18 protein-coding genes are annotated in these 23,685 nt (G+C 70.0%); 3 read left to right on the top strand and 15 right to left on the bottom strand.

Features of this window, described 5'->3' with window-relative positions; genetic code table 11:
• Positions 1-3: 3 nt before the first annotated feature.
• The 12 genes from ABD332_RS44195 to ABD332_RS44140 all read right to left on the bottom strand — a co-directional run bounded on the left by ABD332_RS44195 (position 4) and on the right by ABD332_RS44140 (position 14,929).
• Positions 4-1,488 carry an O-antigen ligase family protein gene (locus ABD332_RS44195; protein WP_344510254.1) on the bottom strand — a complete coding sequence of 495 codons (1,485 nt, stop codon included), beginning with the start codon at positions 1,486-1,488 and terminating at the stop codon, positions 4-6.
• Positions 1,485-2,492, bottom strand: a complete 1,008-nt coding sequence (locus tag ABD332_RS44190; RefSeq protein WP_344510252.1) for a hypothetical protein — start codon at positions 2,490-2,492, stop codon at positions 1,485-1,487. The genes ABD332_RS44195 and ABD332_RS44190 overlap by 4 nt, the downstream gene beginning before the upstream one ends.
• A 54-nt stretch (positions 2,493-2,546) precedes the next feature.
• Complete coding sequence (locus tag ABD332_RS44185) at positions 2,547-3,818, bottom strand: glycosyltransferase family 4 protein (protein WP_344510250.1); 1,272 nt, start codon at positions 3,816-3,818, stop codon at positions 2,547-2,549.
• Between the two features lie 52 nt (positions 3,819-3,870).
• Positions 3,871-4,737 (bottom strand): sugar transferase, encoded by an 867-nt coding sequence (locus ABD332_RS44180; protein ID WP_344510248.1) that lies wholly within the window; start codon positions 4,735-4,737, stop codon positions 3,871-3,873.
• Positions 4,738-4,794: 57 nt separating this feature from the next.
• On the bottom strand, positions 4,795-5,928 hold the full coding sequence (locus ABD332_RS44175) for a DegT/DnrJ/EryC1/StrS family aminotransferase (protein WP_344510246.1): 1,134 nt from the start codon (positions 5,926-5,928) through the stop codon (positions 4,795-4,797).
• Between the two features lie 22 nt (positions 5,929-5,950).
• Complete coding sequence (locus ABD332_RS44170) at positions 5,951-6,958, bottom strand: Gfo/Idh/MocA family protein (protein WP_344510244.1); 1,008 nt, start codon at positions 6,956-6,958, stop codon at positions 5,951-5,953.
• A gap of 419 nt (positions 6,959-7,377) precedes the next feature.
• Positions 7,378-8,634 (bottom strand): hypothetical protein, encoded by a 1,257-nt coding sequence (locus ABD332_RS44165; RefSeq protein WP_344510242.1) that lies wholly within the window; start codon positions 8,632-8,634, stop codon positions 7,378-7,380.
• A gap of 10 nt (positions 8,635-8,644) precedes the next feature.
• On the bottom strand, positions 8,645-9,955 hold the full coding sequence (locus ABD332_RS44160) for a glutamate-1-semialdehyde 2,1-aminomutase (RefSeq protein ID WP_344510240.1): 1,311 nt from the start codon (positions 9,953-9,955) through the stop codon (positions 8,645-8,647).
• Positions 9,956-9,965: 10 nt separating this feature from the next.
• Positions 9,966-11,576, bottom strand: a complete 1,611-nt coding sequence (locus ABD332_RS44155) for a lipopolysaccharide biosynthesis protein (RefSeq protein ID WP_344510237.1) — start codon at positions 11,574-11,576, stop codon at positions 9,966-9,968.
• Between the two features lie 8 nt (positions 11,577-11,584).
• Positions 11,585-12,547: a glycosyltransferase family 2 protein gene (locus tag ABD332_RS44150; RefSeq protein ID WP_344510235.1), complete on the bottom strand. Its 963-nt coding sequence runs from the start codon at positions 12,545-12,547 to the stop codon at positions 11,585-11,587.
• On the bottom strand, positions 12,548-13,732 hold the full coding sequence (locus tag ABD332_RS44145) for a class I SAM-dependent methyltransferase (protein WP_344510233.1): 1,185 nt from the start codon (positions 13,730-13,732) through the stop codon (positions 12,548-12,550). It abuts the gene before it with no gap.
• A 168-nt stretch (positions 13,733-13,900) separates the two neighbouring features.
• Positions 13,901-14,929: an NAD-dependent epimerase/dehydratase family protein gene (locus ABD332_RS44140; protein ID WP_344510231.1), complete on the bottom strand. Its 1,029-nt coding sequence runs from the start codon at positions 14,927-14,929 to the stop codon at positions 13,901-13,903.
• A 216-nt stretch (positions 14,930-15,145) separates the two neighbouring features.
• Here ABD332_RS44140 and ABD332_RS44135 point away from each other — a divergent pair, with 216 nt between their 5' ends.
• Genes ABD332_RS44135 through ABD332_RS44125 form a run of 3 tightly spaced genes read left to right on the top strand, consistent with a single transcriptional unit; the run spans position 15,146 to position 17,805 of the window.
• The gene (locus ABD332_RS44135) at positions 15,146-16,378 is read left to right on the top strand and encodes a methyltransferase domain-containing protein (RefSeq protein ID WP_344510229.1); all 1,233 of its coding nucleotides are present in this window, start codon (positions 15,146-15,148) and stop codon (positions 16,376-16,378) included.
• Positions 16,379-16,384: 6 nt separating this feature from the next.
• Entirely contained in the window at positions 16,385-17,179 is a 795-nt protein-coding gene (locus ABD332_RS44130) for a glycosyltransferase family protein (RefSeq protein WP_344510227.1), read from the top strand.
• Positions 17,149-17,805 carry a PIG-L deacetylase family protein gene (locus ABD332_RS44125; RefSeq protein WP_344510225.1) on the top strand — a complete coding sequence of 219 codons (657 nt, stop codon included), beginning with the start codon at positions 17,149-17,151 and terminating at the stop codon, positions 17,803-17,805. Before ABD332_RS44130 ends, ABD332_RS44125 begins: the two co-directional genes overlap by 31 nt.
• A gap of 50 nt (positions 17,806-17,855) precedes the next feature.
• Here the strand turns inward: ABD332_RS44125 and ABD332_RS44120 are convergent, their stop codons facing one another.
• The 3 genes from ABD332_RS44120 to ABD332_RS44110 form a co-directional block, all read right to left on the bottom strand.
• Positions 17,856-19,142, bottom strand: a complete 1,287-nt coding sequence (locus tag ABD332_RS44120; protein WP_344510223.1) for a hypothetical protein — start codon at positions 19,140-19,142, stop codon at positions 17,856-17,858.
• Between the two features lie 185 nt (positions 19,143-19,327).
• Positions 19,328-21,793 carry a coiled-coil domain-containing protein gene (locus ABD332_RS44115; RefSeq protein WP_344510221.1) on the bottom strand — a complete coding sequence of 822 codons (2,466 nt, stop codon included), beginning with the start codon at positions 21,791-21,793 and terminating at the stop codon, positions 19,328-19,330.
• A gap of 121 nt (positions 21,794-21,914) precedes the next feature.
• A complete protein-coding gene (locus tag ABD332_RS44110; protein ID WP_344510219.1) occupies positions 21,915-23,159 on the bottom strand; it encodes a coiled-coil domain-containing protein in 1,245 nt (414 codons plus the stop codon).
• Positions 23,160-23,685: the final 526 nt, after the last annotated feature.

The following is a 23,685-nucleotide window of genomic DNA, read 5'->3' as shown; positions in this document are numbered from 1 at the left end:
AATTCAGCGTTGGAGAGCGCCGACGGCGGCGCTGCGGGTGGTGCGGGCCGGGTGCGTGAAGCGCCACATCGCGCCGGCGGCACCGAGCTGCAGGGCGAGCACGACCACGAAGGTGCTGAACGAGAACGAGTCGAACGTCAGGCCGGTGAGCGCCGCGATGAGCGGCACCGCCGAGATCGCCGCGCACAGGTGGCGGTCGACCTCGTTCTCCGCCCGGCGGAACGCGATGATCGCGAGGAACACGCCGGAGAAGTGCAGGACCACCATCCCGGCGATGCCGAGGTAGCCGTTGTTCATGAGCGTCATCAGCCACTGGTTGTCCAGGTAGCGGTAGAGCTCGGGGATGAACGTGCCGGTGCCCCGGCCCAGCCAGGGGCGCTCGGAGGCGTACTGGAAGACGATGGCGTAGTCGTCGGTGCGGCCCTTGATGCTGGGGTCGTCCTCGGCGTTGCTGAACAGCGAGCGCAGCGTGCCGAGCAGGCCGGGCCGGACCACGGAGAGCAGGGCGAGCAGGCCGACGCTGATGACCAGGACGTTGAAGCGGAAGCGCCAGTTCCACGCGGGCCACATGCACAGCAGCGCGATGCCGACGGCGAGGATGCCGGTGCGCGACAGCGCCAGCGGGATGGAGCCCGCGATGACCAGCGTCGCGACGAGGAAGATCCGGCGCTCGAGCTTGGTCCTCGCGTAGCGGGCGTAGTGGATGCCGAGCGGCACCGCGAACGCCATGACCACGCTGAACTCGATGAAGTGCCCGGTGGTGCCGGCGACCCGGATGAGGCCGCCGCCGCCGCGGTCGGCGAGGCCGACCAGCTCGCCCTGCAGGGTCAGGCCGGGGATGACGATGCTCTGGGTCAGGTCCTTCTTGGTGATGAACTGCATGATGCCGAGCAGCGCGTTGATGGCGGTGCAGTACACCAGGACGCGTTGCACGTCGTCGAGGCGGTCACGGGTCGGCACGCCGTCGGCGGTCATGAACACGATGCCCATGAACGCGAGCGCACCGAGCAGGGCGCGGTCGGCGGAGTTGGCCTCCAGCACGGGCATGCCGCGGAACTGGCCGGCGGCATAGGACAGCAGGAGGGTCAGCGCGTAGACCACGAACGCCCAGCGCATCGGCTGCGGACCCGTCATCGCCAGGCGTGGGTGCAGCTTCGACAGCAGCCACCAGAGGGCGAGCAGGAGGCCGATCAGCAGGCCTGGCCGGCCGACCGAGGTGAGGTCCGGGACGACGAGGCGCGACGGGAGCAGCTGGATCAGCACCACGACCAGCACGAGCAGCGACGCGGCGTCGATGTGGCTGCGCCGGCGGCGGGACGCGTAGGTCCGCTCGTCGACGAGGACCGGCAGCAGGTCGGGCGACGGCCGGTAGCCCTGGGGCCGCTTCCGCTTCGGTTTCCCCTTGAAGATCCGCAGGTCGTCGGGCGCCACCGCATCGGGTGGCGCCTGACGTGTGCGGCTCTCGCCGGCGACGGTGCTGGAGGTCAACGGCCGCGCGCCTCAGCGTCCTTGTCGCGCCCCTCCCGGCCGGCCCACGGCGTGTTGCCCAGGGGCAGGATGATCGTCGCGTCGTCGGTCTCGACCCCGCGGCGGTCGTCGTCGGGGGCGTTCTCGGCCTGCCGGTACGCGACGGTGAGGCCCGGACCGGCGGCGTTGCCGCTGTTGCCGTTGCCGCCACCGTTGCCGCCACCGTTGTTGCCGGACGCGACGGTGCTCTTGATCCTGCCGAGGTTGATCACGGCCGTCTCGTCCTGTTTCGCGACGGCATCCCCGCCGCCGGCGCCGTTGGCCCGGCCGGACGGCTGTTGCCGGTCGCCGTCGGAGATGACGTCGGTGTCGTTGCCGGGCTCGAGGTCGTCACCCTGCTGGCGGCGCCGCTGGTTGCGGGCGCGGCGGCGCAGGATGTTGTCGCCGACGATGGTCACCGCTGCGGTGAGCAGCAGACCGACGCCGACGATGACGACCGCGGCGCGCTTGACCTTCGAGGAGACGACCTCGATGGTGTCGCCGGCGTCGAGGACCTGGGTGCTGATCGCGCGGCCCGCCTTGGGCTTGTAGCGCGCCTGCATCTCCTCGACCTCGCGGGTGATCTGCTTCTCCAGCCGCTGCACGGTCGCCTGCGCCGCCTCGGGCGTCGTGGCGGTCGCGGTCACGGTGAGGATGCTGGAGCGGTCCTCGGCGGCCACCTCGAACGCGTCCGAGAAGCCCTCGCCGGCGATCTCCTTGTGGGTCGCGGTGGTGTTCAGCGAGATCGACAGGGCCTTCGCCATGATGTCCTCACCGACCTCGACCCAGGTGTTGGTCGACTGGAGCTCGGCCGGCGTGAGCGGCGTGCGGTCGGCCGGCGGGATCAGCATGATCTGGCCGGTCGAGGTGTAGTCGGGTTTGATCGTCAGCAGCGCCCAGCTGGTCGCGGCGAGGGTCAAGATGATCATCGGCGCCATCAGGTACCAGCGGCGACCCATCAGCTTGGCGAGATCCCAGAGGTCCACGTCATCCCCTCACACAAGCGCGGTCGCCGGGCGGGCGGTATGTAATTGCGCTTATCACTGTCGTTGTTCTGCCTGACTGACGTCCGCTGGTGCGGCTTGCCGAACGATCGCCGATCCCGCTTTGTACCTCTCCCGGCGGGTGGACAGCAACTCATCCCATAGCCGGACATACGCCGCCGCCTGGTGTTCCCAGGCCAAGGTATTACGGAACCGTGCGAGCGCGACATTGCGCATCGACGCGCGTGCAACCGGGTCGTCGAGCAGGCGGTGCAGGGCGACGGCGAACTCCTCAGGAGTGCCGTTCGGGACGTAGACACCGGCGTCGCCGGCGCTGCGCCGGGTCTCCCGCATGTCCACGCCGACGACGGGCAGCCCCCGGGCGAGGTATTCGACAGTCTTGGCCATTGTCGACACCTCGGCGTGCGCGCTGCGAGGATCTGGCTGCAATCCGACGGAAGCGGTGCGCAGCAGCCGGTCGATCTCCTCGACGCCGAGCCAGCCGGTGAACTCCACGACGTCCTCGAGCTTGCGCTCGACCGTCAGCGCCTTGAGGCTCTCCAGGCACTCGCCGTCGCCGGCGACGACGAGGCGCCAGCCGAGCCGGCCGCGCAGGTCGACCAGGCGTTCGGCGGCGAGGATCGCGTTGTCGACGCCGTCCTGCGCGCCGAGCACGCCGAGGTAGACGATCGTGTGGTCGTCGACGTCGAGCTGTGCCGCCGCGACCGGCTTGACCTCGGCGGCCGACGGGCCGTTGCGGACCACGACGACCCGCGACGGGTCGCAGCCACCGCGGCTGATCGCGAGCTCCCGGTAGGACTCGTTGGTGGACACGACCGCCGAGGCGGCGCGCTGCGACCACTTCTCGAAGCGCAGCAGGATGCGGTCCAGCAGCGAGCCGGGCCGGCCGCCGCGGGCCTGGTACACCTCGGGGGAGAGGTCGTGGTGGTCGAACACCCACGGGCGGCCCAGCATCCGCATGAGCAGCGCGAGGGGGAAGAACACGTCCGGCGGGTTGCACACCTGCGCGGCGGCGGCCCGGTCGCGGAGCACTGCGGCCATCAGATGCCAGCCGATGCACACGAAGGACCAGGCGAACTCGATCGCGAAGGACACCGCGCCGCCGGACGACTCGTACATCTTGTACGAGCGGACCTTGGCGTCGACGGTACCGGGGACGCGGCTGATCTTGGAGGCGCCGCGGGGGCAGATCACCGTCACCCGGTATCCGGCCGCTTCGAGGGCCTTCACCTCACGGATGACCCGCCGGTCGCGCTCGACCGGCAGATTCGCCACCGCGATCACGACGTGGAGTCGCGGATCCTTCACCGAGCCACCCTGCCCTCGCGGCGAGCGAATGCCCCGCTACGCTCCGGAATTCTCACCGTGCCACCGATCGGTTGAAGACCACTCCGACGGTCCGCCAGAGAATCGTGATGTCGTACCAGACCGACTTCTTCTCGACGTAGACGACGTCGAGCTCGAGGGCGGCCTTGAAGTCCAGGGTGCTGCGGCCGGACACCTGCCACAGGCCGGTCATGCCGGGCCGGGCCGCGAAGCGCCGCTCCGCCTCCGGCGGGAACAGGTCCGCCTCCCACGCCAGGACGGGGCGCGGGCCGACGAGCGACATCTCGCCGCGCACGACGTTCCACAGCTGGGGCAGCTCGTCGATGCTGGTGCGCCGCAGGAAGCCGCCGATGGGCGTGATCCGCGGGTCGTTGACCAGCTTGTAGACGCCCTGCTCGCCACCGTCGACGTCGTCGTCGGAGGTGAGCATCTTCTTGACGAACTCGCGGTGCTGCGCGTCGCTGTTCTTGTTGCTCATCGTGCGAAACTTGATGATCTTGAACGTGCTGCGGTGCAGGCCGAGCCGCTCCTGCCGGAACAGCATCGGGCCCTCGCTGGTCCACTTCACCGCGAGCGCGACGACGAGCAGGATCGGCGACAGGGCGGCCAGGATGCCCAGCGCCACGAGCCCCTCCACGAGCTGCCGCAGGGACCGCTTCGGGATCAGCGACCGGCCTTCGCGGTGCCCCTGGATCAGGCCCCAGCCGCTGCCGACCTTGCGCAGCACGCGCTGCGGCATCGGGATCTCGACCGTGGCGTCGTCGGACACGGACGGCTCGGCGGGAGCGGTGGGCTGGGGCAGGGACGAGATGACGACGGTGGCGTCGTCGGTCTCGTCCTCCTGGGCGGAAACGGGCGGCGTGGTGTTCAGTGCGGCGTCGACGGCCTGTGGCGCGGTCAACGGCGACACCTCCTCACTGTGCGTTGGTGCGACAACGAACGAGCGAGCTGACGGAAATCAGAGCGCGGCGATCGCCTTGGCGAGGTGGTCCGCGACATAGGCGACCTCTTCGTCCCGCAGGTGGGGGAAGAAGGGAAGTGAGACGATCTCGGTGGCGGCCTGTTCGGCCGCCGGGAGGCTGACGGTCTGGTCGGTAGCGTAGGCGTGCTGGCGGTGACACGGAACCGGGTAATGGACCCCGGTGCCGATCCCGGCCTCGTCGAGCAGGCGGCGCACCTGCTCCCGTCCCGGGACCCGGGCGACGAGCAGGTGCCACGCGCTGTCCACGCCGGGCAGCGGTGCCACCATCGGGATTCCGTGGGCGGCGAGTGCCTCCGCGTAGACCGACGCGACGCGACGGCGCTGAGCGGTGGCCGCGTCCAGGTCGGCTAGCTTGCGGCGCAGGACTGTCGCCTGCAACGCGTCGAGCCGGCTGTTGCGCCCGATGTAGCGGTGTTCGTAGTGGTCGGTGCCCTCGGACCGGCCGTGGTTGGCCAGCGACCGGATCCGCGAGGCGAGCTGGGCGTCGTCGGTCACGACCGCGCCACCGTCTCCCCAGGCACCAAGGTTCTTGCCTGGGTAAAAACTAAAGGTTCCGGCGACACCGTAGGACCCGGCCCGCACCTTCTCACCCAGGCCGTCATGCTGCGCCGGAGCGTCCGCCCCGTGCGCCTGCGCGGAGTCCTCGAGCACTGCCAGGCCGTGCTTCGCCGCGAACGGCAGCACGTCCGCCGGCGGCACCATGTGCCCGTACAGGTGCACCGGGATCACCGCGGCGGTCCGCTCGGTCTTGCCGGCCTCCAGGGTGGCGGGCGTGACGAGCAGGCTCACCGGGTCGACGTCGACGAAGACGGGGGTGGCGCCGGTCGCCGCGACGGCCGAGGCGGTCGCGATGAACGTGTTGGCCGGCACCAGGACCTCGTCGCCGCCACCGATGCCGAGCGCCCGCAGGGTCAGCTCGATCGCGTCGGTGCCGTTGGCGACGCCCACGGCGTGCGTGGTGCCGCAGTACGCCGCGAAATCCTGCTCGAAGGACTCGACGGCCGGCCCGCCGATGAAGCGGGAGTTGCCGGCCAACGCCCGCACCTCGGCGACGACGTCCTCAACGATCGACGCGTGCGGCGTCGCGAGGTCATTGAACGGGATGCGCACGGGACGTGGTGTTCCTCTCGAGTCAGACGGTTGCGGGCTGGGAGATGTTGACGGTGCGGCCGGTGGCCATCGACTCGGCGGCGGCCTCCAGGACCTCCACCACGGCGAGCCCGCGCCGGCCGTCGACGGCAGGGGTGCGCCCGGTGATCGCCGACTGCACGAAGTCCCGGTCGACCTCGCCGAGCGGCTCGGTCATCGGGATGTGCGGCGAGGTGATGCCGCCGTAGCGGTACGACATCGGCACGGTGCCGTCCAGTGGGGCGCCCTGGATGCCCTTGTCGTAGATGCGCAGCCGGCCCTCGTCGAGCATGTCGTCGTAGACCGCCATGCGCTGGCTGCCGACGACCGTCACGCGTCGCACCTTCGACGGGTCGAGCCAGCTGACGTGGATGTTGGCGGTCGCGCCGATCGCGCCGTACTCCAGGCGCAGGTAGGCGACGTCCTCGAAGGGCGTGCCGGCGTGGCTGGTGCCCCACGCGCTGACCGCGGTCGGCGTGCTGCCCAGCACCATGTTGATGATCGAGATGTCGTGCGGCGCGAGGTCCCAGACGACGTTGACGTCGGGCTGGTAGAGCCCGAGGTTCAGCCGCGCGGTGTCGATGTAGTAGATCTTGCCGAGCTCCTCGGCGGCGACCATGTCGCGCAGGTGCTTGACCACCGCGTTGTGCTCGAACGTGTGCCCGGTGGCGAGGGTGAGGCCGGCCTCGTCGGCCATCGCGACGAGCTCGCGGGCCTCCGCGGTCGAGGCGGTCATCGGCTTCTCGACCATGACGTGCTTGCCGGCGGCGAGCAGCCGCTTCGCCAGCGGCGCGTGCGAGCGCGGCGGCGTGGCGATGATCGCGGCGTCGATGAGGTCGATCACCTCGTCCAGGCTGGTGACGCACAGCGCGCTCGGGTACATCCGGCGCAGTGGATCGATCCGCTCCGTCTGTGCGTCGATCGCGACGACCAGTGACACCTCGGGGAGTGATGACAGCACGCGCACGTGCTTCGCCCCCCAGTAACCACAGCCGATGACGCCAACCTTCATGACCGACCCTGCTCCCCAAGAAAAATAGGTCGCGGCGCCCCCCACGGGCAGTCGCCTAGCGACACTGGCGGATAACGCGTCAGCGGGGCAAGTGGGCACTGGCAAACTCGCCGTGTCGCATTCTTTACATGCCGCTTTTAACGAAACATGAAATGCCGCTTGACTTGTTAAATTGAACAAAAAACCTAATTTGCGCATTCTGTACGAATGCGGCTAAACGGACAAGATTGATCTTCTGTTTCGCAGCTCAGCGTACATGCGGGCCGCAGAAGGTGAATCTCGTTCCGGGGTGTAGAGGGCTCCGTCGTTCCGCCAGGCAACCCTGCCCGAACGGTCGAGGAAATTCATGCTTTAACTCTGGAGTGGATCATAGTTCGCCTGATAATTGCTTGTCCGACGATGGCCCCAATGCCAGAGGGTTATTTTTTGTCGACATAGTCACACGGCAGTGCGACATGCCACCCAGGTGCCGCGAGCGGAGTCACCTCAATACTCACCGTGGCCGCCGGATCGGCGGCGCAGGCCGTCTCCGCGCCCCGCAACCCCGTGTGCCAGGCCGGCCCGTCCGCCCGGGCGTTGTCCACCCGGAAGTTGACCGCGCAGACCACCAGCACCAGCGCCGCGAGGATCCGGACCCCGGTCACGTCGTTGAGTAGGGCGACGAGCGTGACGAGCACCAGCAGGGCCGGCGCCACGTTGTACCGCGGGGTGGCGATGCCGCTGAGCGCGACCGGCGCGAGGTAGACCAGCGCGCTGTGCACGCCCGCCGCGATCACCAGCGTCCACCGTGGACGGACGACCTTGCGCAGCCCCAGGACCAGCACGGCGCCGAGGATCAGCCACGCGAGCGCGGCGAAGATCAGGCTGCGGGCGTTGACCGTCTGGCCGACCCACCGCTCGCCGAACAGCGCCGTCGGCACCGCGCGGAGCACGAAGCCGGTCACCGCCCGGACCGGGTCCGGCGCCAGGCCCTCCCGCTCGCTCGCCCCGGTGAGCAGGCCGAGCACCTGCACGGCGAAGGGCACCACGAACGCCACGGCCTTCGCCACCGCGTACCGGTCCCGGTGGAACCACAGCACGAACGCGACGAGCGGCAGGTAGACGCCGGTCAGGATGTCGCTGCCGACGATGAGCACGATGCCCGCGCACGCCAGCACCTTCCCCGCGACCGAGGCGGGCCGGCACAGCAGGAACCAGAACAGGACGTAGAGACCGGTCCAGTGCAGGTTCGCCGGGGAGTTCAGCACGTCGCCCTGCGCCATCGGCAGCACCGCGACCGGCACCGACACCACCAGCCGGGCCACGGTCGAGGACAGGTACTCCCCGCTCAGGGCATACGCGGCGATCGCGAAGACCGTCGTGACCAGCGCCGCGCCGATCGCGAGCGCCGCGGCGGCCTGGGACGCCGGCAGCAGCGCCGCGACGCCGGCGACGAGCCGGGCGACGAGGTGGTAGTAGCCGGCGTAGGACGTGGTGAACGCCCCGGCGCCATCACGCGCCGCCTGGGTCAGGAAGATCTCGCCGTCCTCGGCCCAGATCGTGTCCAGCGCCCCGGGCCCGGGCTGCCGCAGGATCGAGGCCGCCGTCCCGGCCACGAGGGCGCCGACGACCAGGGCGGCCTTCACCGGTGTACGGGTGCCGCGCCGGACCTGTTCCCGCTCGAGGACTGCGACCACGGTGGCTCCCCTAGACGTAAGGGCGGAAGACGGGCTTCACGGCGCGACCGACCAGGTAGGCGTCGACGCCGTCGCTCAAGGCCTTCGCGTAGACCGCGAGGGCGCCGTCGACCGCCTCGATCGTGCGGTCGATGTCCGCGTCGGTGTGGGAGTAGCTGACGACGAACGACGGGGCGATCACGCCGCGGCGGACCAGCTCCTGCAGGAACAGCGTCCGGAACGCCTGCGAGCGCTCGCCGTCGCTGTCCTTGGTCATGTAGATGAGGTTGCTGTCGCGGCCGGCCACGCCCACGAAGTCCTGGACGCCGTGCGCCGCCGCGGCCGCCGTCACGCCCTCCGCCAGCCGCCGGCCCTGGCGGTGCAGGTGTTCGATGACCGGTTCGCGCTCGTACACGTCGAGGACGGCCATCGTCGCGGCGAGGGTGTGCGTGTCGGCACCGTAGGTGGTGGACAGCAGGAACACCCGCTCCCGGTCGGTGCGCAGCCCGCCGAGCTCCATGATGTCGGGCCGGCCGACGAGCGCGGCCACCGCGAAGCCGTTGCCGAGTGCCTTGCCGTAGCTGGTCAGGTCGGCCCGCACGCCGTGCACGTGGGAGGCGCCACGCACGTGCCAGCGGAACCCGGTGATGATCTCGTCGAAGATCAGCACGATGCCGTGCCGGTCACACAGCGCCCGCAGGCCCTCAAGGAAGCCCGGCGCGGGCGGCTCGGTCGTCTCGACCTCCTGCACCAGGCAGGAGATCTTCCCGGGGTGCTCGGCGATCAGCGCCTCGACGCCGGCCAGGTCGTTGTAGCGGTACCGGACGGTCAGGTCACGGACCGCGCCGGGGATGCCGCCCGGCATGCCGGTCGTGCCGATGAACCAGTCGTCGGTGGAGAAGAACGGGTGGTCGGCGCAGATCGCGACGAGGTCCCGGCCGGTGAACGCGCGGGCGAGCTTCACCGCGGCGCTCGTCACGTCGGAGCCGTTCTTCGCGAACTTCACCATCCGGTCGGGCACGCCGAGCGCGCCGCGCAGCCGCTCCGCGGCGGTCAGCTCGATCGTCGCCGGGCGGCTGAAGTTGAGCCCGTCCGCCATCTGCCGGGCCGCGGCCTCGACCACCGGCGCGTATCCGTGGCCGAGCGTGACCGAGCGCAGGCCCATGCCGTACTCGACGAACTCGTTGCCGTCGGCGTCCCAGACGTGACAGCCGCTGCCCCGGACGATGAAGCCCGGCGCCTCCTCGGGGAACTGGTCGTCCCCCTTCGCATACGTGTGCGCGCCACCGGGGATCACCGCGTGGGCCAGGGGCCGCAGGCGGTTGGACTCGTCGAACAGCAAAGACCCGCTCCTACTTCTTTCCGAGCTTCTTTCCGAGCAATGGTTGAACCTTGCGCATGACCATCCCGCGGGTACGGGTGTCCAGCGCGAGCAGCAGGCCGCCGGCGATGCCGGTGGCGAGCACGCCGTAGACCAGGAGCTTCAGCACCCACGGCCCGCTGACCAGGCCGAACCGGTCGACGAGGAACGGCACGAGGAAGCCTGCCGAGCCCGCGATGAACGCCGGCACCGTCGGGCCGAGGATCTGCCAGGTGCTGACCTTCAACACCCGCACGAAAGTGATGTACATCATCAGGATCGTGATCGACAGCTCGACCGCCGACATGCCCAGCGCGATCGCGGCGACCTGCGCGCGGTCGTCGGTGGAGCCGTTGAGCCACTGCCCGATGAGGTAGAAGGTGCCGACCCCGACCGTGAGCTGGAACCAGGACAGCGCCGTGTTGATGCCCGGCCGGCCGACGGCCTGCAGGGCGGGGCCGAGCAGCACCCCGTACACGTTGACGATGCCGACGATGCACAGCAGCTGCATGCCGGTGCCGGCCGGCGACCACTCGGGACCGAGCAGCGCGACGAGCGGCTTCGCGACGGCCGCGAGGATGCCCAGCGCGGGCAGTCCGGCGACGGCGGACACGTGCAGCATCTTGGCGAGCCGGTCACCGAGCTCGGCCGGCTTGCGCTGCAGGCGGGCCAGCTCCGGCAGCGACACCTGCTGCAGCGACCGGCTGGTCACCTCGGTCAGCATGTCAGGCAGGCGCTGCGCGATGCGGTACAGACCGACCGCCACCGGGCCGAAGAACTTGGCCAGGACCAACAGGTCGATGCGGATGGCCAGGAAGACGCCGATGCCGCCGAGCGCGGACTGGGCGGAGAACCCCCACAGGTCCTTGATCGCCTGCCGGGGCAGCCGCCAGCGGGGGCGCCAGTCGGTGACGGTCCACAGCACGACGGCGCCGACGCCGCCCACCACCAGCTGCTGCCCCACCAGCGCCCAGGCCTGGTAGCCGGCGAGCGCCATGGCGATGCCGACCACGCCGCCGATGACGTTCGCGATCAGCGTCCGGATGGCCAGCGGCCGGAACGTCATCCTCCGCCGCATGATCGCCTCGGGGACCACGGTCAGCCCCTGCAGCAGGATCATGGGGGTCAGCGCCACGCAGATCATGGTGACCTCGGGCTGGTTGTTGAACGCCGCCCACAGCGGTGCCGCGGCGGCGGCCACCGCGGTCAGCACCAGGCTGCCGATGATGACGAGCCAGAACCCGGCGTCCAGGTGGTCGCCTTCGAGCTTCTCGCGCTGGATGATCGTGGTGAGCAGCGTCTGCTGGAGCAGCATCTGCGTGATCATCACGAACAGCAGCGCGGTGCCCACGACGCCGAACGCGTGCGGTCCCAGCATGCCCGCCAGCACGAACGTGACGACGGTCGTGGTGCCCAGGCGGCCGGCGGTCAGCGCGTACGACCAGAAGATCGCGGACTTGAGGCGCTTGCGCGGCGCCTCCTCCTCCGGTGCGTCCAGCGTCGTCGTTGTCGCCGGTGGTGTCAGAGCGCTGATCTCGGCGGTACGGTCAAGATCGACGGTGCGGTCGAGCGGGTCGACGCTGCTGTCGACGCTCTGACTCATGCGGACTCCTAGGCCTGCGACTGCTGGTCAGACGACTGCTGCTGGGGCTGTTCCCAGACCGGCGGCGCGATCGGCGTGCGGGTGATCGAGCGGCGGATCCGGCCCAGCTTGGCCCGGCCGCGGCGGGTGCCCCACGAGGTCAGGAACGCCCCGGTGGCGACCGCCCGCTCCGTCACCGGCAGCTCGTTGCTCATGAGCGCCTTCGTGATCTCCCAGGTCATCCTGGTGTGGTGGCTCTGGTCCGAGGCGGGCTTGCGCTTGCGGTTCTTGCCCTTCGCCGCGCCCGGCTCCAGCCACTCGAGCACCTCGTCGGTGTCGCGCTGCGCGCCGAACGTGTTGGTCGCGTGCATCCTGCGGTAGAACAGCCGCTGCGGCACCTGGATGAACTCGCCGCGCAGCGCCAGCTCGTGCAGCATCCGCACGTCGCTGGACAGGAACGGCCCGAGCAGCCGCGTCTTGCGCAGCACGTCGGTGCGGACCACGCCGAAGACCTCGTTGCAGAGGTTCCACTTCCGCGCGTACCAGCTGACCCGGCCCCGCGAGCGCAGGGTCTGGGTGTCCATGGCGTCGTCCCACGGGCCGATCTCGTTGCCGTCGCTGTCGATCAGCATCGTCTGCGGGAAGGCCAGGATCGCCTCGGGGTGCGCGTCGAGCGCCTCCACGCACCGGCTGATCAGCGTCGGCGCGGCGAGGTCGTCGTGCGCGGCGAGCCGGAACAGCTCGCCGCGGGCCAGCTGCACGACCCGCCGGAAGTTGCCGGCCTCGCCGAGGTTCTCCGGGTTGCGGTACACCCGGACCCGCTCGTCCTTGGCGGCGTAGCGCTCCAGGATCTCCCAGGTGCTGTCGGTGGACAGGTTGTCGCACACGACGATCTCGAAGTCCGGGTAGTCCTGCGCCAGCATCGACTCGATCGCCAGCGGCAGGTACTTCTCGACGTTGTACGTCGTCATCCCGATCGAAACTCTGGGCATCTAGGCCACCAGGATCTCTGCGGTGACGCCGAGGTCGGCGAGGGACTTGGCGATCTCGTCCTTGTACGCCGGGTTGGTGATCACGACGGCCTTCGGCTGCAGGGTCGTGAGGGTCGACGGCGGGTCGACCCGGTGCCCGGTGACCGGCAGGAAGCGGCCCCACTTGCGCGGGTTGAGGTCCACGACGCCGTGCAGGCCCAGCTCGCGGTCGGCGAGGGTCAGGAACTGCACGCCGCGGGAGCCCGCGCCCCACAGCACCGGCCGCGCGCCGTCGGCGTTGAGCTTCGCGATCGTGCTCCGCCAGCGCTCCCGCTCGGCGTGGTGCCGCTCGGCGAAGCCGGCGATCGCCGCGAGCTGCTTGTCGCGGGCCCGCATCGACGGCAGCTCGCCGGTGTGCGCGACGTGACCGCCGGCGCGGGGGCGGTTGGCCGACACCTCGATGTAGCGGAACATGCCCGAGAACAGCGTGCCCGTCGACTCGACCGTCCAGCCGGCCCGGCCGAAGATGCTCGCCAGGGAGTAGGCGTCGAAGTACGACACGTGCGGGTAGATGACCTCCCAGCCGGCGGTGGCGAGGTCGTACACCGCGTCGGGGACCTCGACGTAGCCGAAGACCTCGCGGCCCTTCGCCTGCTCCCGCAGGTCGACCAGGAACTCGAACGGGTCGTCGAGGTGCTCGAACCAGTGCCGCGAGGTGAAGAAGTCGTACTTCGGCAGGCCGGACCCGCGCGGGGCGAGCCCGCTGTGGAACGTGGTCAGGCCGTTGGTGCCGACCTCGCCCGCGTACATCGCGTCGTAGCCCACGCCGCTGGCGCCGCTGACGTGGGTGAGCTCCTTGAGGAACTCGCCCTGGCCGCAGCCGACGTCGAGCACGAGCTTGCCGCTGAGGTCGTACCGCTCGCTGAGGCTCTGCACCAGGTCCGCGGAGAACCGCTGGAACGCGGGGGAGAAGTGCAGGTTGGTGTCCATCGTCGTGTCGTAGACGAGCTTGTCCTGCTCGAACGCGACGTTGCGCACGTAGGCGCAGCGCGGGCAGTGCGCCAGCTCCATCCGGCCGACGGGGGACGCGACCGCGTCGCCGTGCGCCTCCCAGTGCACCCCGCACAGAACCGGGATGTCACCGAGGTCGGCGAACGGGACCAGCCGCTCCTCGCCGCAGGCGTCACAGATCCGGTCGCTCGTCATGCCGCCACCTCCGCTGCGCTCCGGCGTCGTCCTGACTGAACCTGCGCCGATGATGACCGGCCCGAGTCGCTGCGCTGGCCGGTCATGCCGCCACCTCCGCTGCGCTCCGGCGTCGTCCTGACTGAACCTGCGCCGATGATGACCGGCCCGAGTCGCTGCGCTGGCCGGTCATGCCGTCCACCGCAGGTCGTTGTCGAGCTTGCCGGCCTCCATCAGCGCCTTGATCCGCTTGATGCGCTGGTGGGTCTGGCTGCCGAACTGCTCGATCGTCAGGCCGTGCCGCTGGTACTGCTCGATCAGCTGCTCGACGCCCAGCTTGACCGTCCACCTCGGCTGGAACTCGGGGACCTCGGCGGCGATCAGGTCGCAGGTGACCCGGTAGTTGCGCAGGTCGGTGCCGGCGCCCTCGGCGAACGTCACCTCGCTGCCCGGCACCACCTCGGCGACGAGGTTGGCCACGTCGCGGATCAGGTAGTTCTCGCTGCTCTTGCCGATGTTGTACGCCTTGGCGTGCACGCGCCCGCGGTCGACCTCCAGCAGCGCCAGGAAGGCGGCGGAGATGTCCTCGATGTGGACCAGCGGCCGCCACGCCTTGCCGTCCGACAGCAGCCGGACCTGCCCGGTGAGCAGCGCGTGCGCGGCGAGGTCGTTGACGACCAGGTCGCCGCGCAGGCGGGGGGAGAAGCCGTAGGCCGTGGAGTTGCGCAGGAACACCGGCGAGAAGTCGTCGTCGGCGAGCTCCAGCAGGCCCTGCTCCGAGAGGATCTTCGACTCGCCGTAGGGCGTCACGGGCTGGAAGCCGGCCGTCTCGTCCAGCGGGGTGTCGTCGGCGCCCTTGCCGTACAGCGAGCAGGACGACGAGAAGAGGAACCGCTGGACCCCGGCGGCCTTGGCGGCCTTCGCCAGGCGGATCGTCGAGCGGTGGTTGACGTCATACGTCAGGTCGGGGTTGAGGTTGCCCAGCGGGTCGTTGCACAGCGCGGCCAGGTGCATGACCGCGTCGAACCCGGTGACGTGCGACGGCTCGACGTCGCGGAGGTCGACGCGCAGCGTCTTGACCTCCTCCGGCGCCGGCCCGAGGACGCAGTCCGCGAACAGCCCGGTGTCGAGACCGACGACCTCGTGCCCGGCCTGCCGGAGTATCGGCACCAGCACACTGCCGATGTATCCGTCGTGACCGGTGACGAGTACGCGCATGGCAAAGCTCCCGAACGCTCGGCGGGTGGAAGGCGAGTCTAAGAGGGACCGAAAGTGCCCTCGGTGGTGTGTCGGACTTCTTACTCTGACGTTGAACAGCAGTGTTCCGCGACCGCTAGCTTCTTGGCTTGGATTCTGCCTTAGGCTGACGCGTCCACATCATGCTCCAGCCGTATAGGTGGGAGCCTAGCGCCAACGATTATTTTGGGGGGACGCATGCCCGTTGTCTCGTGCCGGCTCTGTGGTGCCGAGCTCACCGAGACCTTCGTCGACCTCGGTATGTCGCCACTGTGTGAGAGCTACGTGCCCGCAGAGAAGGTCGACGCACCGGAGACGTTCTACCCGCTGCACGTGCGCACCTGCTCTGAGTGCCTGTTGGTGCAGCTCCCGGCCTACGTGGCGGGTGAGGAGATCTTCTCCGACTACCTCTACTTCTCCTCCTATTCATCATCCTGGGTGGAGCATGCGCGGCAGTACTCCGTCGCTATGATCGAGAAGCTCAACCTAACGGCCGACAGCCTGGTCGCCGAAGTGGCCAGTAATGACGGGTACCTTCTGCAGCACTTTGTGGCCGCGGGTATTCCCGTGATCGGCGTTGAGCCAGCCGGAAATGTCGCCGCGGTCGCCCGCGAAAAGGGGATCCGGACAGAGGTGTGCTTTCTCGGGCCGGAAACCGGCGAATCGGTCGCGGCGCAGTACGGCCGTGCGGATCTGGTTGCCGCAAATAACGTCTATGCACATATTCCGGACATTATTGGATTTAGTCAGGGACTCGCCAATTTGGTCAAATCGGACGGATTGGTCACGCTGGAGTTCCCGCACCTGCTGCGCCTGATCGAGCGCCGGCAGTTCGACACGATCTACCACGAGCACTACCAGTACCTGTCCCTGCTCACCGCGTCGCGGGCGCTCGCCAAGGGCGGCCTCACCGTTGTCGACGTGGAGGAGCTGTCGACCCACGGCGGGTCGCTGCGCGTGCACGCACAGCGAAGTGAAACAGCGGGTGAACCTTCGGTGGCCGTCAAGGCCGTCCTCGACGCCGAGGCCGCGGCCGGTCTGCACACCTTCGAGGGGCACAAGGGCTTCGCCGGCGAGGTCTTCACCATCAAGCGCGACCTGCTCGACTTCCTCATGAAGGCGCGCGCCGAGGGCAAGCGGGTCGTCGGCTACGGCGCCCCGGGCAAGGGCAACACGCTGCTCAACCACTGCGGTATCCGCGAGGACCTGCTCGAGTACACGGTCGACCGGTCGCCGCACAAGCAGGGCATGTTCCTGCCGGGCACGCACATCCCGATCCACGCGCCGGAGCGCATCGCCGCGGACCGGCCCGACTACGTCCTGGTCCTGCCGTGGAACCTGCGCACCGAGATCAGCGCGCAGCTGTCGTACGTGCGCGACTGGGGCGGCAAGCTGGTCTACCCGATCCCGGCTCTCGACGTCGAGGAGTAGTTTGTCGTGAAGGTCGTCCTGTTCTGCGGTGGTCTCGGCATGCGGATGCGCGAGGGCACGAGCAACGTCCCGAAACCGATGGCGATGATCGGCGACCGGCCGCTGCTGTGGCACGTCATGCGCTACTACGCCCACTTCGGGCACACCGACTTCGTGCTCGCCCTCGGCTACGGCGCCGCCGTGGTCAAGGACTACTTCCTGCACTACGACGAGACGCTGTCCAACGACTTCACCCTCGTCGGCGGCAACGGTGACGTGCAGCTCTTCTCGACCGACATCACCGACTGGAACATCACGTTCATCGACACGGGCCTCAAGGCCACGATCGGCGAGCGGCTCATGCGCGTGCGCAAGTACGTCGAGGACGAGCCGATGTTCCTGGCCAACTACGCCGACACGCTGACCGACGCACCGCTGCCGGAGATGGTGGAGCGTTTCCGGGCGTCCACGGCGGCGGTCAGCATGCTCGCCGTGCCGCCGGTCTCCACGCACCACATCCTGGAGATGTCAGACGACGGGTCGGTGTCGCGGGTCCGGGACTTCCGCGACCTGATGACCTGGGAGAACGGCGGCTACTTCATCATGCGGCCGGAGATCTTCGACGTCCTGCGCGACGGCGAGGACATGGTGCCGCACGCCTTCGACCGGCTCATCCCGGACCGGAAGCTGCTGGCTCAGCAGTACGACGGGTTCTGGCGCGCGGTCGACACGTTCAAGGACCGGGCGGAGATGGAAGAGGCCTACAACCACGGCAACTGCCCGTGGATGCTGTGGGACGCGTCCCGCCGCCCGTCCGCATGATCGGCTTCTCCCTCGCCGGCGTGCGGTCCGTGGTCGCCCTGGGTGCACACCCGGACGACATCGAGATCGCCGCCGGCGGGCTGCTGCTCTCCCTGCCCGCAGGGGTTTCGGTCCACTACGTCCTCGCGACGGGTGTTCCTGCCCGGCAGTCGGAGGCCCGGGCGGCCGCGACGGCGTTCCTGTCCCAGGGCACGGTGCGGTTCTCGCTGGGTGATCTGCCCGACGGCCGGCTCCCGGCGCACTGGGACGCGACGAAGGAGATCGTCGAGGCCGCGGCCCGGCTCGGCACCCCGGACCTGGTCCTGGCGCCGTCGACCGACGACGCGCACCAGGACCACCGGCTGCTCGGCTCGCTCGCCTCGACCGCCTTCCGGAACTCGCTCGTCATGCACTACGAGATCCCGAAGTGGGACGGCGATCTGTCCCGGCGCAACGTGTACGTGCCGCTCACCGTCGAGCAGGGCCGGCGCAAGGTCGCGCTGCTGCACGAGCACTTCCCGTCGCAGAAGGCCCGCGACTGGTGGGACGACGAGGTGTTCCTCGGCCTCGCCCGCATCCGTGGGATGGAGTGCCGGTCGCACTACGCCGAGGCGTACACCGTCACGAAGGCGGTCGTGACCTTCTAGGGTCCGTGCGTGACGGGCCTGCTCTTGGGCCCGTGCGAGTCGGGCCTGCGCTACGGCCCGTGCGTGACGGGCTTGCCTCCGTCGAGGAAGACGTTGGTGGCCTCCCAGGTGACGCCTGGGAGGTCCTCGTTGGAGGCGGCGCCGTAGCGGCTGTTCTGCACGAACACGTTGTTGCGGAACACGACCTTCTCGGTCTTCGTGTCCGGCCGCAGGTTCACCGTGTAGTTCCCACCGCTGAACAGGTTGTTCTCCACCAGCAGGTCGCTCAGCTTCGGGGCGGTCTCCGAGCCGAGCTGGAAGCCCGCGTTGAACGGGTCGTTGGTGGCCGGGTTGAACGCCTCGAGCGTGTTGTGCCGCACGATCATGCCGGTGCCGCCGGTCGTCTGCAGGATGTCCTGGTGGTCCTTCTCGTCGGTGAAGACCAGGCCGTGGATCCAGCTGTCCTCGATCACCGCGCCGTCGGAGACCCGGGGGCCCTCGTTGAGGTTGTGCATGTTGACGCGGCGCAGCGTGTAGTGGCCGAAGCCGACCCCGAGCCCCTCGCCGTCACCGGTGATCTCGGTGTCCTCGACGAGCAGGCTCGCGTCGGGCACGAGCTCGTCGAACACCCGGATGATCATGCCGCCCTTGTTCTTGCAGTTGATCTTCGACCGCTTGATCGTGACGTTCTTCGCCTTGATCTCGACGCAGTCGGTGAGGATCTTCCCGTCGATGACGGTGTTCTCCTGCGTGATCGCGTACGGGCCGGTGTACGGGGTGAGCGTCGTCCCCGCAGGCACGCCCGTGTTGTCGGGGCCGGGCCAGGGCTTCGCGGCCGCGACCGGCCCGGCGACGAGTCCCGTGCCGGTGGTCGGGTGCTTCTTGCCCTGCTCGGTGAAGGCGTAGCTGGCCTTGTACGGCTTGTCGTCGACCGTCGAGTCGGTGACCGTGGCCGGGGCGCCGGCGTAGTGCTGGAAGCCGACTGCGCAGCCGTGCACCTTGACCTTCGTGGCCGTGTAGCCGCCGTTGCCGACGCCGACCATGTCCTTGCCGTCGCAGAACACCTCGGTGTTCTCCACGACGGTGCCGTGCACGCCCGGGAAGATCCGGATCGCCGCCGTGCCCCGGTGCCGCACGGTCGTGTTGACCACTTTGACGTTGTTGGCCTTGATGTGCAGCGCCGTGGTGAGCTGCTTGCCGTCGACGACGGCGCCGTCGGTGCTGATGACGGTGGCCTTCTCGTCGGCGCTGCTCGACTGGCTCTCGGAGCCGCCGCTCGTGTACGCCGCGGCCGCGATCCCGCCCGCGGCGACCACCACGACGATGGCGACGCCGATCGCCACGGTGCGCGCGGACACGCGTGGCTTCTGGGGTGGAACGGAGTGGCGTCCGGGGCGCTCGACCTGCTCCGTACTGCTCACGCTCTTCCCCCTGAGTGACTAGGCGCGCAGACCCGCGGACGATACGTGATTCGTCATCACGTCCTCAACTTGAGTGTCGGCTTTCCGCACCTGATGCACGGGGTGTTTCGTCAGTTCGGCCCTTACTCGGCCGCGACCTTCACCTTGCCGTTGCCGTTCGTTGCCGCTGGGGTCGCCGTTTCGATGCGGGCGGCCTCGCGGATCGCCTCGGCGGACTGCTCGGCCTCGGCCAGGGTCTGGGCGGCGCGCTCGGCGGCCTCGGTGCCGGCGGCAGTGGCGAGCTGGTCGATCTCCTCGGCCCGCCGCTGCGCGGCCTCGACCCGCTCCTCGGCGAGTTTCGCCTGCTCCTCGGCCTGCTTGGCCTTCTCGCCGGCCTGCTTCGCCTGCTGCTGGGCCTGCTTCGCCTTCTCGGCGGCCGCCTTCGCCTGTGCCTCGGCCTGCTCGGCCTTGTCGTCGGCCTGCTTCGCCTTGTCGGTCGCCTGCTGCGCCTGCTCGCTCAGCTTCTCGGCGTCGGCGGTCTGCTGCCGCAGCTCGGCCAGGCGCGCCTCGGCGGCCGCGACCTGGGTGGTCAGCTCGGTCTCCTGCGCCCGCAGGCCGGCCAGCTCGCCGCTGAGCGCCGTCTCGGCCTGGGCGACCTTGCTGGTGAGCGTCGTTTCCTGCTCGCGCAGGTCGGCGAGGCGGGCCTCGGCGCCGGCGACCTCATCGAGTCGCTCGCGGGCGGCGGCCTCCTGCGTCCGGGCCTCGGCCAGCCGGCCCTCCGCCGCGGTGAGCTCCGCAGTGACGGCCTCGAGCTCGGCCTTCGCGGTGGCCGCCTGCTTCGCGGTGGCCTCCGCCTCGGCCTTCGCCGTGGCCTGGGCCTTGGCGGTGGCCTCGGCGCCGGCCTTCGCGGCGGCGTCGGCCTTGGCGATCGCCTCCGTCTCCGCCTTCGTGGCGGCCTCGGCCTTGGTCGCGGCCTCCGCCTGGGCGGCGGTCACGGCGGCCGCGGCCTCGGTGCGCAGCGTCTCGGCCTCGGTCTGCGCCGTGGTCCGCAGCGACTCCGCTTCGGTCTGCGCCGTGGTCCGCAGCGTCTCGGCCTCGGTCTGCGCTGTGCTCCGCAGCGTCTCGGCCTCGGTGCTGGCGGCGGTGCGGAGCTGGTCCGCCTCCGCTGACGCGGCGGTGGTGAGGGTCTCGGCCTCGGTCCTCGCGGCGGCCCGCAGCTCGTCCACCTCGGTCCGCACCGTGGTCCGCAGCGTCTCGGCCTCCGACTCGGCGGTGGCGCGGAGCTGGTCGGTCTCGGCCTTGGCCGCGGCGCGGGCCTCGGCGAGCTCGCGGTCGGCCGTCGTGCGCAGCTCGGCGACCTCGGCGTCGTGGGTGGCGCGCAGGTCGCGCAGCTCCTGGTCGAGCGTGGCGCGGGCCGCGTCGGCCCGCTGCACGGCCTCGGCGTCGGCCTTCCGGGTCGCCTCGTCGGTGCTCTTGCGGTGGGCCTCGGTCGCGACGGCGTGCGCCTCGGCGGCCGCGGCCTCGGCCTTCGCCACGGCGCTGTCGGCGATGGCCTTCGCCTGCGCGGCGGCCTGCTCGGTGACGGCATTCGCGGCCTGCTCGGCCTGCGCGGCGACGGCGGCGGCCGTCTCCTGCGCCTGGGCGGTGACGGTCGCGGCGTGCTCCTCGGCCTGCGCGGCCACGGCGGCCGCGGCCTCCTGCGCCTTCGCCGCGACGGTCGCGGCGGTCTCCTGGGCCTGGGTGGTCAGCGCGGTCGCCTGCGCCTGGGCCTCGGCCGTGACCGCGGACGCCTTCTGCTGCGCCTCGGTGGTGACCGCGGCGGCCTGCTGCTGCGCCTGGGCGACGATCGCGGCGGCCTGCTGCTCGGCCTCGCTCGTCACGGTCGCCGCGTGCTGCTGGGCGGCGGTGGCGTGCTGGTCGGCCTGGGCGCGGACCTGCGCCGAGTGCTGCTCGGCCGACGCTCGCAGCGCCTGCAGCTCCCGCTCCGCCTGGAAGCGGGCCTGCTCGAGCTGGGCGGTGACCTCGGCGGTGATGCGCTGCGCCTCGGCGTGCGCGTGCGCGACGATCCGGTCGGCCTCGGCCCGCGAAGCGGCGGCCCGCTCCTCGATCGCCCGGACCTCGGCAGCGAGCGCGGCGCGACGCTCCGTGACCGCCCGCTCCTCCTCCGCGCGGCGGGCGGCGAGGGCGAGCTCGAAGTCCTCGTTGGCCTTGGCGGCCCGGCCGCGGGCGTCGGCGAGGAGCCGCTCGGCCTCGCCGCGCAGGCCCGCGATGTCCTGCACGGCATTGGCGCGGATCGACTCGGCCTGGTCCTCGGCGAGCCCCAGGATCTGCTCGACACGGGCGCCCAGATGACGGAACGAGACCTCGCCCACAGGACCGCGCCGGCGCAGGTCAGCGAGCTCCATCTGCAGCTCCTGGACCTGGGAGGCGAGCGCCTGGACCTGGCTCCAGACCTCTTCGTTCTCCAGCTTCAGGGCATGGATCTCGTTCTCCGACTGCGTCCAGTACTTGTCGACCTGGCTGCGGTTGTACCCACGCAGTGCGGTCTCGAAGTCGGGCTCTGAAGAGACGCCGCCCGGGCCCGTGTCGAAGAGGTCGCGGTCTGACATGACACCCATCCTCACACGCAACGTCCCGCCACGCGCAATTACACACCGCGCATGACGGGACGTGCGATCGAACTCCCCGTGAATGATCGAGAAGCGGCCGGATCACCGCGCCCCGCGAACGTCAGGCGGAGACCTTCTTGCCGTCTCCGGACTCCTTCTTGGCGTCTGCCGGGCCGGCCTGCTGCGGCGGCTGGACCGTCGGCATGATCCCGGCGAGGCCGGAGAGCATCTGACCCAGCTGCGACGTGACCGCGTCCTTCTGGCGGGTGAGGTCCTCGACCTCGCGCCGGGCCCGCTGCGTGGTCTCCTCGGCCTCGGCACGCGCCTCGCTGAGCTGGCGGTGCGCCTCGGCGCGGGCCTCGTTGACCGTCTTGTCGGCCAGGTTCTTGGCCTTCTCGACCGTCTCGGCGGCGCTGCGCTCGGACTCGACCCGGCGCGCCTCGGCCCGCTGCTCGATCTCCTTCGCACGGTCCTCGGCGGCCCGGGCGCGGCTCTCGGCCTCGTTGACGAGCTTCTGGGTCGCGGCGACCGCGGACTGGTGACGGGCCGACTCGTCGCGCTCCGCCTTCTCCTGCCGCTCGGCGATCTCCAGCGCGAGGGACTGCAGGTCCTTGTCGCGCTTGTCCCGCGCGTCGGTCAGCAGCTTCGTCGCCTCGGCGCGCTTCTCCTCCGCCTCGCGGGCGGCCTTGGCGCGCAGCTGGGTGATCTCCCGCTCGGCGGTGGCCCGCAGCGTCGCCACCTCGCGCTCGACCGTGGCCTTCAGCTCGGCGACCTCGTGTGCCGTGGCCGTGCGCAGCTGCTTGGTCTCGCGCTCCGCGTCGGCGCGCAGCGTGTCGGCCTCGCGCCGGGCCTGCACCCGGACCTCGGCGGCCTCCCGCTCGGCGGCGGTGCGCAGGTTGCCCGCCTCGCGCTCAGCGGTCGCCTTCATGGCGGCGGACTCGGCCCGCGCCTTGTCGGTGATCTCGCGAGCCTCGAGACGCGCGGCGGAGATGATGCCCTCGGACTCCCGCTTGGCCTCGCCCCGGTGGTCGTTGGCCTGCTCCTCGGCGAGCCGCAGGATCTGCTCGACCCGCGTGCCCAGCCCCGACAGCGTCGGCCGGTTGTTCTCCTCCAGCTGCTTGTTGGTGTCGCTCAGCTTCTGCTCCATCGTGCCGAGCCGCTGCTCGGTCTGACGGATGCGCCGCTGGGACTCGGCGAGCCGGCTCTCGGCCTCTTCGCGAGCCTGGTTGGCCTGCTGGAGCTGCGCGTTGATCCGCTGCAGCTTGGCGTCGACCTGGGCACGGTCGTAACCGCGCAGGACCACACTCAGCTCTTCGTGATCCGAGCCGTTCTGAAAGAAGTCAACCGAGGACTGCTGCTGGGGCATTGGCACATACTTGCAGACCACCGGGGGGCTTTCGCAAGGGTGCAACGGCACTCTTCCGAGATGGTCGCAAGGTCAACTTCACCGGACCAGGACACGCCATGTTTTTGTCATGCTTTGTCGGCGTGTCGAGTGACCGTACGGCCAGGTCGCAATCACCGAAAAGTGCACCCACCGAGACAACGTCCATACCGCCCCTCACCTCGGATGACACACCCCCGCCGCCACCTGCCCCGCCGCCTCGCCACCCCGGTGGGTCTTCTTGCTCACTGAACTCAACCACACCCGCCCCCACCCCATTGACGACGTTGATCAATGCCCCGGTTCGCGGCTTTCGTTCCATAGACCCCGCGCGATCCACCCACAAGATGATCTCTGATTCGGGTCCACATCGCGCACCCTCTATCCGCCCCCCATCCGGAACGGGACGTCTCGGGGCATTGACCAACGTATATGGCCCGAGGGGTGATGGCGGCGGCTCGGCGAGCGGGGTGGGGCCGTGGCCGGAGTGGTGGGCCGCGGCGGGAGC

It is taken from the genome of Dactylosporangium maewongense (assembly GCF_039531485.1).
GTDB classification, from domain to species: Bacteria; Actinomycetota; Actinomycetes; order Mycobacteriales; family Micromonosporaceae; genus Dactylosporangium; species Dactylosporangium maewongense.
This window is presented reverse-complemented; position numbering and strand designations above follow the sequence as displayed.